Genomic DNA, 11,405 nt, shown 5'->3' on the forward strand with positions numbered 1-11,405 from the left:
GCGCGAAGATTGACAACACAACCTTAAAACATCCGTTAAGTTCTGTCAACTGGCTCATTGATCCTGAGAGAGGCCATGTCTCTTCCCCGCTGGATTTTAGGGATCCACACCACCACGCCGGTTTTGGGCTTGGCCCTGCTGCCGTTGGAGCCGGAGCTGGGAGAAACCCGCATTCTGAGCCGGTGGCTGGATCGGGAGATGGCAGCGCAGTTACACCCTTGCCTGAAGGAGTTCTTGGCCGGGCAGGACTGGTCGCAGGTGTCCGGGATCGCGGTCGCTTTGGGGCCGGGCAGCTTTACGGGCAGCCGTTTGGGGGTGAGCGTGGCGCGCCTGCTGGGTCAGCAGTTGCACATCCCAGTGTTTGGCTACTCGGCTTTGGCCGTCCTGGCCCGTCATGCGTGGATCCAGCAGGGATCCCCGGCACAGCCCTTGACGGTGGCGGTGCAGATGGACGCCAAACGGGGAGAGTGGTATGGCGGTGTGTACTGGGTGGGGGCCGAACATCTGGCTGTGGCAGTGGCCGATCAGCTCTGGGCGGAAGCGGCTTGGCAGGCGACTCTCCGAGGGTGGCCGCAGGCCTTATCTGTGGATGCCGCCGATTTTCTGGATCCTGTGCCGGTGGTGGCGTTGGCAGAATTGGCCCACGCCGATTTCCGGGCCGGGTTGCGCCCTCAGTGGCAGGAGGTGCTGCCCATCTATGGTCGTCGTCCCCCCATCGATCCCCAGGTGCTGAATCCGAGTGCCCCCTGATCACGGTAAGATTGGGAAGTCTGAGCAACGGATCCCTCTGCCGACATGATCTCAAGCAACGATTTGCGCCCTGGCGTCTCTGTAGAAATTGACGGAGCTCCCTACAAGGTGATCGAGTTTCTGCACGTGAAACCCGGCAAGGGAGCGGCCTTTGTGCGCACCAAACTCAAAAACATGCAGACCGGCAACGTTGTGGAGAAAACCTTCCGCGCCGGGGAAACCCTGCCGGCGGCCACCATCGAAAAAGTCGAGATGCAATATCTCTACGCAGAGGGGGACAACTTGGTGTTCATGGACATGGAGACCTATGAGCAGGCCCCCATTACTGCCGCCCAAATTGGCTCCGCCGTGAAATACCTGAAAGAAAACATGCAAGTGTCAATCCTGCGTTGGAATGGGCAGGTGATCGATGTGGAGTTGCCCAACACTGTGGTTCTGGAGGTGGTGGAAACCGATCCAGGGGTGAAGGGAGATACCGCAACTGGGGGAACCAAGCCGGCCAAGCTGGAGACCGGTGCTGAGATCCAGGTGCCTTTGTTCATCAAGGTGGGGGAACGGATCCGGGTCGATACCCGCACCGACACCTATCTGGGCCGCGAGTAGCTTCTTCCCCCAGCTTAGGGATTTCCGTTGTGGACAGGTGATGCATCAGGAGTGAGCCTTCCCTTGGATGTTGTCAATTGGCAGGAAATTCGTCTTCTCCTGGCCGCTCTGCAAGAGAGCGATGTAGCCGAACTAACCCTGGAGTACAAAGATTTTCGCCTCACCTTGCGCAAAGGGAGCGCCGAAGCTCCTCCTCCTGCCGCTCCGCCGCTGGCCCCCTCCCCTGCTCCCCCTGCAGAAGCTCCTCCTCCTGAGAGCGCTCCCAAGCCTGCCCCCAGCCACTGGGTAGAGGTGACGGCGCCGATGGTGGGCACCTTCTACAGCGCCCCTGCCCCCGGAGAAACGGATTTCGTCCAGGTTGGCCAACGGGTGAACAAGGGTCAAACTCTCTGCATCATCGAAGCCATGAAGCTGATGAACGAGATAGAGGCCGAAACAGCAGGCGTGGTGAGGGAGATTTTGGTGAGCAACGGCCAGCCGGTCGAATTTGGCCAAGTTTTAATGCGACTGGATCCCACGGGGTAAAGCCAGGGTGGCGCTGCCCTCCCTTGGTGCTTTATCCTGGGGGCAATAAGCTGAAGTGCAGCAGCGACACAGTCTTGAACTGGGAGCCTTCTTGATGCCTCGGCGCTCTTCTTCCCAGAGTGGCTCTACCCCATTCCCCTTTCTGGAGGGGCGGGGTGCTGCTGATGGTGAGGCTGAGTCGAGCTTGCCGCTGGGGCAGCGTTTGCTGCGGGCAGGGCTCATTTCCCAATCCCAGTTGGCCCAGGCCCTGCGGGAGCAGCAGCAAAACCACCTCAAGTTGGGAGAAGTGTGCCTCGAGCACGGCTGGCTCACCCTGCCCGATCTCTACCGCTTTTTGCCCAGCCAGTCCCTTTCTCTGGGGGAGATTTTGGTGGCGCTGGGCCATTTGGATTTCGAGCAGTTGCGGGTTGCTCTGGCCCAACAGCGTCGTTACGGGCGGAAACTGGGGGAGATTCTCGCCTGGAAAGGTTGGGTACAGCCGGCCATTTTGGATCGCGCCTTGGATGTGCAGGTGCAACTGCAACAGATGGCTTCCTCCAATGCGTGGGAGGCGCTGCAGCCTTTTTTGGCCAGGGATCCCCAGCCAACCCCCCAAAGCTCTGCAGCCGGGGATCCTCTCTGGGGGGTGGAGCCGGCTCTGCCCGTACCGGAAGAGGCCAGGATTCGGCCACCCGGGCTTGACTCTGAAGTTGGGGAAGTTCCCGTCTCCAGAACAACAGCCACGGCAGCCCTAGATCCTTTTGCTGATGAGCCTCAACCGGCCACCTTGGCCGACTACCGCAAGCAAGTGGAAGCCTTGCAGCTGCAAATCGAGCTCCAGGAACAGGAATGGGATCGGATCCTGGCCAACATGAATCAGCAGATTGCCGATTTTCAAAGCCAGTATCAACAGCGCATTCAAAAACTGGAAGCCACCATCCGCCTCCAACAAGTGGAGCTCCAGCATCAGGCCACGTTACAGCAGGATTTGCGAGTTTGGCGGGAACAACTGCAACGGCTGGAAACGGAGTTGGCCCTTGTCCGCGCTGCGGAGCAAAAAGCGCAGCGGCAGTTGCAAACCCAGCGAGACTGCTATCAATCCGAATTGGAGCAGTTGCAAGAGCAGATCCAAATTCTGCAGAAACGCCAGTTGGACTCGGTGCCCGGCAGTGTTGTGGCCGACCTACGCGCCCAATTGGAGGCCGCACTTCATCAGATCCAGCAGCTCCGGTCGGAGCGGGATCAGTTGCAGGCCCAACTGGCCCGGCAAGTTGCAGAGTCAGAGGCTGCCCTATCCCCGCATCTGGACGCTTCCCGGCCCGAGCAGGTTGCCACCCCAGAGCAACCGATTGCGGAGCTGAGAGCCGCTGTGCAGAGGTGGCAAGAGCGCTACGCTCAGCTACAGCAAGAGCACGAAACCCAAATGGCGCGGCTTTCCGGCTACGTTCCCCCAGAGCAGGTGGAGAGCTTGCAGGCGCAGCAACAACAACTGCAAGCGGAAGTGGCGCGGTTGATGGCAGCCAACCGTGACTACGAAGCGCACATTGCCCAACTGGAGGAGCAACGGCAGCAGAGCGAAGCTTTGATCCAGCAGCTCAGGGCAGAACAGGCTGAGGCCGAGCAGCGCATTGTCCAACTGGAGGGATCCCTGCAAGCCCGCCAGGAAGCCCTGGAACAGGCTCAGCAGCAACTCAAAAGCATGGGATCCCGCCTCAGCGCCCTCCAACAGCAGCAGGCCAACTTGACGGTGGAGCTGCGAGACGCGCGGGAGCTGCTGGCGGCCTACCGACAGAGCTTGGAGACTTTACAAGAGAACCTCAAAGTTGAGCAGAACCGCAACCGTCTGCTGCAGGTGAGTTACGAACAGCAGAAGCTGATCGCCGAGGCCGCCCAAGCCCAGTTGAGAGCAGCCAACCTCCCAACCGCCAAAGAGGGGCCGGCGCATTCGTCTGGGCCTGCCAGGGGGACGGAGGAGCCCGGGCTCAACGCCGGGGAGCTTCCCGCCAATCCTGAAGACCCGCCGACGGATCCCTTGTTGGCGGAGCTTACCCCGTGGGCCAGGCATCTGTTCCAAAACTTGCAGGAGGCGGGCCTGCTGGATCGGCCCCAGATCGAACACATCCTCAGCCGTTGGCAACAGGCGGGGGGCAAGCTGACGACAGTTATCGGCGAGTGTGCGGGCCTGAAGGCGACCACGATCAAATTCTTTGCCGATGGGGGATATTCGGCCCGGCTGTCGGGGTGCCGCACGCTGGGAGAGTTCCTCAAGGCTGCCGACTTGTTGGCTGCTGAGGTGCTGGAGTTCTTGCCGCCAATGGATGAAGCTTCCCCCCACTGGGGGGATTCCTTGGTGGAGCGGGGGTTGTTGCGACCGGAGACGCTGCAGTATTTCCGCAAGCACTTCCTGTCGGCTCCCGCCAACTGATAACCTCATCCTCTCCTGCTGAGACGATGTTTGGAGTTGCAGCCGCCGAGACCCCTGACCGGGTGAAGGTCTTGCCCCCGCAGCGCATTGTTGGCCAGGAGATGGCAGCGCGGCTGCTGGTGGCGGCGCTGGAGAAGGGGCGGGTGACTTCCAGCTACTGTTTCTTGGGCCCCCAGGGGGTGGGTCGGGGGCTGATGGCCCGTTGGTTTGCTCAGGCCCTCTTGTGCGAAGCCAGCTTTGGGATCCCTTGCGGCAAGTGCTCAAGCTGCCGTTGGCTGCTGGCGGGCAACCATCCCGACCTCCATTGGGTCAGCCCCACCTACCTGCACCAGGGCCGTCTGATCCCGGCAGAATCCCCGGAGGCGCAAACTTTGCAGCGGCGCTCGCCACCCCAAATTCGCCTGGAGCAGGTGCAGGGAATAGCTCGCTTTTGTTCCCGTAGGCCGATTCCTGCGAGGACTCCGTCCTGCTTACGCGAACGGCGCTCGGTGGTGGTGCTGGAGGGAGCGGAAACCTTGGCAGAAAGCGCTGCCAATGCCTTGTTGAAAACCCTGGAGGAGCCGGGCCCGGCTCACATCATTCTCATCGCCTCCCAGGCGGCCTCCCTGTTGCCAACCCTGCTGTCCCGCTGCCAGATGGTGCCGTTTCGCCGCCTCAGCCCAGAAGAGGTGGAGCAGGTGTTGAGTGGGTTGGGTTGTCCAGATCTGGCAGGGATCCCCCGATCCGAGCTGATCGCCTTGGCCCAGGGCAGCCCCGGCCTGGCGTTGCTGGCCCAGCAGCACCTGCGGGAGATTCCGCCATTGCTCCTGGAGGAACTCAAACGTTGGCCTTGGCACTTTTCTCTCCAGCGGGCGTTGGAACTGGGCAGAGCGGTGGCCGGTTTGGAGCTGCCGGCGCAACTGTGGCTGATCGACTATTTGCAACAGCATTTCAGGCCTACAGCCCCCTATCGCGAGTGGGCGCAGGGATCCCGTCAGGCAATCCAGCAGTTGGAGCGCATTCGCCAACAACTTTTACAACTGGTGCAGCCGCGCCTCTGTTGGGAGGTCAACCTTGCCAGGATTAGGCCGGGTGGGTGATGTGATAGCTGCCGTCGGCCTGCACCCAGGCGATCTCCGGGATCCGACACCGGCGGGCGTAGGCTTCGATCTCTTCGGGGTCCCGATCCAGCAATTCCAGCTCTACTGCTTCTGATGCTCGCCAGCGGGCGGCCAAAGCCAGCGCCGCCGGGATCCCCGCCGGCACCAGGGGCACCACCAACCGCTTGCAGACCATCGCCTCGGTTTGGGGATCAGGGGGCAAGAGCCGCAGCAGCGTATCCGGCAGCAGGGTAAAGCCGATCCCCGGCTGTTCCACTTGCTGAGGGCTGTAGAGGGCATGCAGCCGGTCGTAACGTCCTCCCAAGGCGATGACCTCCCCGGCGGCCACCGCCTGAAAAACGATGCCGGTGTAGTAAGCCAGGGTTTGCAGCAGGCTCAGATCCAGCACCACCTGCACTCCATGATCCTGGAGCACCTGGCAGAGCTGCCGCAGATCCCGCAGCCGCTCAGGCGGCACTGGCAGCCGCGCCAGGTTAGAAAGAACCTGAGCGGGCTGGCCCCGCAGCCCCAGGATTTGCAGGCCAATCTGGCGGGCGGCTTCCGGCAAAGGGGCCGATTCTAGGTAAACGTAGTCGAGCCGGGCAATGGCACGGCGCACCGCCGCTTGAGCCGTGGGGGCAACTGGGCTGAGCAGGCTTTCGGTCAGGCCCACATCGCCCAGCAGCAGCGTCCAAGCGGAGATGCCGACCGAGCGAATGCAATCGGCCAACAGCAGCAGGATCTCGGCATCGGCCAGCCATCCGCCCGCCCCGATCAGCTCCACCCCGGACTGAAAAAACTCCTGGCTGCTGTAGGATCCCTCCTCCCGCCGGCTGTTGCGGAAAACGCTGCCGTGGTAGTAGAGCCGCAGCGGCAAAGGCCCGCCGGCTAGACGGGTGGCCGCCGCCCGCACAAGGGAAGCGGTGAACTCCGGGCGCAGCCCCAGCATCATCCCTTCGCCATCCCGCAGTTGCAGCACCGCCTCGGCGCGGATGGATCCCCCCGCCAGCAGTGTTTCCAGCCGCTCCAGGGTGGGGGTGATGAGGCGCTGGTAGCCGTAGCGGCGAAAAACCTGGGTGAGCTGAGCCTCCAGCCTCTCCCGTCGCTGTACTTCCCGGGGCAGCAAATCGCGGGCGCCGCTGGGGGGGCGCAGGCTGCTGGAAAGGGTGGAAGCAGCTAAGGACTCCGTCCCGCTGACGCGATCGTACACAGGCTGCTCCGGCAGAGTGTCCTGCCGCATCATACTGGATCTGCGGGGTCAGCCGGGATCCCTGGGAAACTCAGGCCACTCCCAGATGGGGTCGGTGGAGCGCACCCGGTGCATCCCGGCGGCGGCAAAGCGGGCGAAGGCCGCCTCCGCCTGCTCGCTGAAATCCACCCCGCCGGGGATCACCACCGCTGAGGTGCAATCTTCCAGAAGATAAACTTTCTTAGCCAGGCTGGGATCCGTGGCTTGGATCTCCTGCAACAGGTCGTTCACCGTCCAGGCCACACAGTGGCTTTTGGCTTGGCCGGCCACGATCAGCGCGTCAAACTGCAACAGGTGGCAGATGAGGGACGCGTTTTTCTCGTCGATGGGATCCCCTTCCGGCCCGGTCAAGACCTCCGGACTGAGCACGGAATAATTTTCTGTCAAGGGGTTGGCTCCCTTGAGCTGCAGGCTGGGCTGGCTGTGGCGGGCCATGCCGTGAAAGAAGATCGCCTCTTCCACCGCCGGCACCAGAGCATGGCCGATCCCTCCCAACATGGAGTGGTAGGGCCAGACGATGAGGGGATATTTGCCCCCTTGCTCCAACTGCTCGGCGTAGTGCAGGGCATAAACCTGCAGCCGCGTCAGATCCCCTTGGGTGAGGTTGGCAGCCATTGCGGGGTTCACCCGCCACCGCCCGCAGCGAATATCGGCTGCCGAAATGGCCGTGGCCGGTTCAGGATGGGCTCCCTGCGCGTCCACCCAAAAGACGGGGTGGAAAATCTGCATGGCTGTGTGGGTGTCGAGGGTGGCGATGATCTGGGTGATGTGGGCCAAGTTGCGATAGATAAACTGACAAAGCCGTCGATTGTCTTCCACCGCACCCAAACCGCTGGAGCCGGCCACAAACAGCTCAAAGCCAGGGATGCAAAAGGTATTCTGCACATCGATCAGCAACAAGCCCACCCGCACCCGATCGGCCTCTGCCGGTGGGATCCCGTGCTCCTTGGCCCAGCGCTCGGCTTCTGCTGCCCGCTGTTGGTAGGGCACCCGCCAGATCTCCCCCACCCGCTCCGGCGCAAAGTGGGGCGGCAGGCCCGCCGGCGCCTCAACAGCTAGCTCCTCTAGCATGGGATTCATGGCGTTCTTCCACTGCAACTTGGCCGACCTCGCACAAGCGCGCTCAGGGTTGACGGGGTCGGGTGGATACTTATGGTTAATCTTACTATAAGTCGGGGCTAGAGTTTTGCCCAGGTGGCCGCTCATGTTCTCGGCTACGTTTGGGTTGGGTGTTTTGTCAAGACTGGTTTTTCCAGTCTTGCGGGGGTTGTGGTGCTGCTTGTGGATCCCTGACAGGCAGGCTTACTTATGGTAGGTTTCACTATAACCTTGGCGGCAACCCGCCGCGTGCTCCCGTCCCCCTCCACCTGCCCTGAGGTTTTTCATGTTGAGCCCTGATTTCTCGTCGTTGCGGCCCCAAGACTATGGTTTGCTGACGGATCTGTACCAGTTCACCATGGCCGCCTGCTATGTGGGGGAAGGGTTAGAGGCTCAGCCTGCTGCCTTTGAGCTGTTTGTGCGGCGGCTGCCCACCGACTATGGCTATCTGATCGCCATGGGGCTCGCCCAGGCAGTGGACTATCTGCAGCAGCTCAGCTTTGCCCCCGAGGCTTTGCAGGCGCTGCGGGAAACGGGCATTTTCGCCGATGCGCCGGAGCGCTTTTGGGATCTGCTGGCCCGCTGCCGGTTTGAGGGAGATGTGTGGGCAGTGCCGGAAGGAACCGCCATTTTCGCCAACCAGCCTCTATTGCGGGTGGAAGCCCCCCTCTGGCAAGCCCAACTGGTGGAGACCTACCTGCTGGCCACCTTGAACTACCAGACCCTGATTGCCACCAAGGCGGCCCGGATGCGGGATGCGGCGGGGGATGAGGCCATTTTGCTGGAGTTCGGCACGCGGCGAGCTTTTGGGCCCCAGGCGGGGCTGTGGGCGGCCCGGGCGGCGCTGGCTGCAGGGTTTAACGCCACTTCCAACGTCTTGGCGGCTCTGAAATTGGGGCGCAAGCCGGCAGGAACCATGGCCCATTCCCTGGTGATGGCCATCGCTGCTCTCTCGGGCGACGAGACCCGCGCCTTTCAATCCTTTCGGCGCTACTTTCCCCAGGCCGCGCTTTTGATCGATACCTACGATCCCATCCAAGGGGCGCGCACGGCAGCCCAACTCTTTGCGGCCACCCATCCGGATCAACTGGGATCGCGCGGGGAAATCGGCGGGGTGCGCATCGACTCCGGAGATTTGGAAGATCTCTCTCGCCGGGTAAAGCAGATTTTGCCCCAGGGAGCGCCGGTGTTTGTCAGCGGCGACCTCGACGAACACGAGATCGAGCGTCTGCATCGCTCCCAAGCTCCCATCAGCGGCTACGGGGTGGGCACCCGCCTGGTGACCGGGGAAGGGGTCAACGGGGTGTACAAATTGGTGGAAATCAACGGGATCCCGGTGGCTAAGGCTTCCTTTGCCAAAGCTACTCTTCCCGGGCGCAAGCAGATCTTTCGCAGCCCTGAGGGAGACTTGTTGGGCCGGTTCGATGAGCCCCCGCCCCCCGGCTACGAACCGCTGTTACGCCAGATCATGCACAGGGGTGTGCTACTGGCTCCCTTGCCAGATCTAGAAGCCATCGCCCGCACTAGCCGCGCTTCTGTGCTGCGCCTACCTCAGGGGGTGCGGCAACTGCGCCAGCCGGATCCCTGGCCCATGGCCCTGACCGCGGCCTTGCAACGGGTAAAAGACCATACCCTCGGTCAGGAATCTGCCTGAGGAAAGGGAGTTTTGCTGCATTATAATGTCTTAGCTTTCAAGTCTCTGCTTCGAGATCTGAGTTTTGCTATTGGACTTGAGCCACTTCGCTGCTTAGACTTTTCCCGCTCTTTGCCCCCAACTCTATGACCCAACGTGCCTTAATTACCGGCATCACCGGACAGGATGGCTCTTATCTGGCCGAGCTGCTGCTGCAGAAAAACTACGAAGTTCACGGCATCATCCGCCGCGCTAGCACTTTCAACACCGACCGCATCGACCACATCTACGTGGATGCCCATGACCCGCAAGCCAGGCTATTTCTCCACTACGGGGATCTCACGGACGGCACCACCCTGCGCCGGATCCTGGAACAGGTGCAGCCGACGGAAGTGTACAACTTGGGGGCCCAATCCCACGTGCGGGTGAGTTTTGATGCGCCGGAATACACCGTCGACGCGGTGGCCATGGGCACGCTGCGTCTTCTAGAGGCCATCCGCGACTACCAACAGCGCACCGGGATCCGGGTGAAGTTTTACCAGGCGGGATCCTCGGAGATGTTCGGCCTGGTGCAGGAGATCCCGCAGAAGGAGACCACCCCCTTCTACCCCCGCAGCCCCTATGCCTGTGCCAAGGTGTACGCCTACTGGCAGACGGTCAACTACCGCGAAGCCTACAATCTGTTCGCCTGCAACGGCATTTTGTTCAACCACGAGAGCCCACGGCGGGGGGAAACCTTTGTAACCCGCAAGATCACCCGCGCCGTCAGCCGCATCGTGGCCGGTAAACAAAGCAAACTGTACCTGGGCAACCTGGATGCTAAGCGAGACTGGGGCTACGCCAAAGACTATGTCGAGGGAATGTGGATGATGCTCCAACAACCCCAGCCGGACGACTATGTGTTGGCTACGGGGGAAACCCACACCGTGCGCGAGTTCGCGGAACGAGCCTTCGCGCTGGTGGGTCTGCCCATTACCTGGAAAGGCTCCGGCCCAGCCGAACAGGGATTGTATAAAGACCAGGTGTTGATCGAGATCGACCCCCGCTACTACCGCCCAACCGAGGTGGATCTGCTGCTGGGGGATGCTTCCAAAGCCAAGCGAGTCCTGGGGTGGGAGCCCAAAGTGAGCTTCCCACAATTGGTGGAGCTAATGGTGCTGGCCGACTTGGAAGCCATCGGCCTGGATCCGGATCCCATCCTAGGGGAACGGCGCACCCTCAACGGCCTGCTCAGCGAAGATCGCGCCTTCATCCGCACCCAACTGGGGGTTCATTACGACTGACAAGAGGGATAAGACGGTCGAGACGGGATCCCAAAAACCGCTTCGTCCCCCTTGCCCAGATCGGGGAGTGAACGCTTAATATAGGAGATCGCCAATTCTTCTAGCTTCCTGAACGTTCGACCCTGGACATCCTTTGCTGATTTCGGAGAACTGCCCGCATGTCCCGCTACACAGGTCCCCGTCTAAAAATTATTCGTCGCTTCGGGGGACTTGATCTGCCCGGTTTGACGCGCAAGCGCCCCAAAAATAACAATCCGCCCGGTATGCATGGCGCCGAGCGCAAGAAAAAGTCTGAGTATGCCATTCGCCTAGAAGAAAAGCAGAAGGTGCGCTTCAACTATGGGCTAAGCGAACGGCAGATGATCCGCTACATGCGCAAGGCACGGCGCTCCAAGGGATCCACCGGCTTGGCCCTGTTGCAGATGCTGGAAATGCGGTTGGATTGCATCGTGTTTCGTCTGGGCATGGCTCCCACCATCCCGGCAGCTCGACAGTTGGTGAGCCACGGTCACATAGAGGTTAACGGCCAAAAGGTCACCATTCCCAGCTATGGCTGCAAAGTGGGGGACGTGATTACGGTCAGAAACAAGGAATCTTCCCGCAAGCTGGTAGCCGCCTACGCAGAGTATCCGGGTCTGTTTCTACCTGACTACCTGGAGTTTGACAAAGAAAAGCTGCGCGGACGCATCAAAGAACTGCCCCCCCGCGAGCAAATTTGCGCTCCGGTCAACGAGCTTTTGGTGGTTGAGTTCTATTCCCGTAAGCTCTAAGGATCCCTTTT

The 11,405-nt window shown here is 61.3% G+C and carries 10 protein-coding genes; 8 read left to right on the top strand and 2 right to left on the bottom strand.

Annotated elements, in window-relative coordinates:
• The first annotated feature begins 75 nt into the window (after positions 1-75).
• From tsaB to NW853_RS03495, 5 genes are all read left to right on the top strand, one after another.
• Positions 76-750 (top strand): tRNA (adenosine(37)-N6)-threonylcarbamoyltransferase complex dimerization subunit type 1 TsaB, encoded by a 675-nt coding sequence (gene tsaB / locus NW853_RS03475; protein WP_414335239.1) that lies wholly within the window; start codon positions 76-78, stop codon positions 748-750.
• 45 nt (positions 751-795) lie between these two features.
• Positions 796-1,353, top strand: a complete 558-nt coding sequence (efp, locus tag NW853_RS03480; protein ID WP_414335241.1) for an elongation factor P — start codon at positions 796-798, stop codon at positions 1,351-1,353.
• Between the two features lie 63 nt (positions 1,354-1,416).
• The gene (gene accB / locus NW853_RS03485) at positions 1,417-1,878 is read left to right on the top strand and encodes an acetyl-CoA carboxylase biotin carboxyl carrier protein (RefSeq protein WP_414335243.1); all 462 of its coding nucleotides are present in this window, start codon (positions 1,417-1,419) and stop codon (positions 1,876-1,878) included.
• Positions 1,879-1,972: 94 nt separating this feature from the next.
• The gene (locus NW853_RS03490) at positions 1,973-4,282 is read left to right on the top strand and encodes a hypothetical protein (protein WP_414347778.1); all 2,310 of its coding nucleotides are present in this window, start codon (positions 1,973-1,975) and stop codon (positions 4,280-4,282) included.
• A gap of 26 nt (positions 4,283-4,308) precedes the next feature.
• A complete protein-coding gene (locus tag NW853_RS03495) occupies positions 4,309-5,361 on the top strand; it encodes a DNA polymerase III subunit delta' (RefSeq protein WP_414347779.1) in 1,053 nt (350 codons plus the stop codon).
• Here NW853_RS03495 and NW853_RS03500 read toward each other — a convergent pair.
• Both NW853_RS03500 and NW853_RS03505 read right to left on the bottom strand, forming a co-directional pair.
• On the bottom strand, positions 5,345-6,604 hold the full coding sequence (locus NW853_RS03500; RefSeq protein ID WP_414335248.1) for an ATP phosphoribosyltransferase regulatory subunit: 1,260 nt from the start codon (positions 6,602-6,604) through the stop codon (positions 5,345-5,347). The genes NW853_RS03495 and NW853_RS03500 overlap by 17 nt on opposite strands.
• Positions 6,605-6,619: 15 nt before the next feature.
• Positions 6,620-7,690: an isochorismatase gene (locus NW853_RS03505; protein WP_414335250.1), complete on the bottom strand. Its 1,071-nt coding sequence runs from the start codon at positions 7,688-7,690 to the stop codon at positions 6,620-6,622.
• A gap of 304 nt (positions 7,691-7,994) precedes the next feature.
• On the opposite strand from NW853_RS03505, the gene NW853_RS03510 reads away from it, so the two are divergent.
• The 3 genes from NW853_RS03510 to rpsD all read left to right on the top strand — a co-directional run bounded on the left by NW853_RS03510 (position 7,995) and on the right by rpsD (position 11,394).
• On the top strand, positions 7,995-9,362 hold the full coding sequence (locus NW853_RS03510; protein WP_414335252.1) for a nicotinate phosphoribosyltransferase: 1,368 nt from the start codon (positions 7,995-7,997) through the stop codon (positions 9,360-9,362).
• 125 nt (positions 9,363-9,487) lie between these two features.
• On the top strand, positions 9,488-10,624 hold the full coding sequence (gmd, locus tag NW853_RS03515) for a GDP-mannose 4,6-dehydratase (protein WP_414335254.1): 1,137 nt from the start codon (positions 9,488-9,490) through the stop codon (positions 10,622-10,624).
• A gap of 158 nt (positions 10,625-10,782) precedes the next feature.
• The gene (gene rpsD / locus NW853_RS03520; protein WP_414335255.1) at positions 10,783-11,394 is read left to right on the top strand and encodes a 30S ribosomal protein S4; all 612 of its coding nucleotides are present in this window, start codon (positions 10,783-10,785) and stop codon (positions 11,392-11,394) included.
• Positions 11,395-11,405 lie beyond the last annotated feature (11 nt).

Source organism: Synechococcus sp. H55.11 (genome assembly GCF_047462475.1).
Classification (GTDB): Bacteria; Cyanobacteriota; Cyanobacteriia; order Thermostichales; family Thermostichaceae; genus Thermostichus.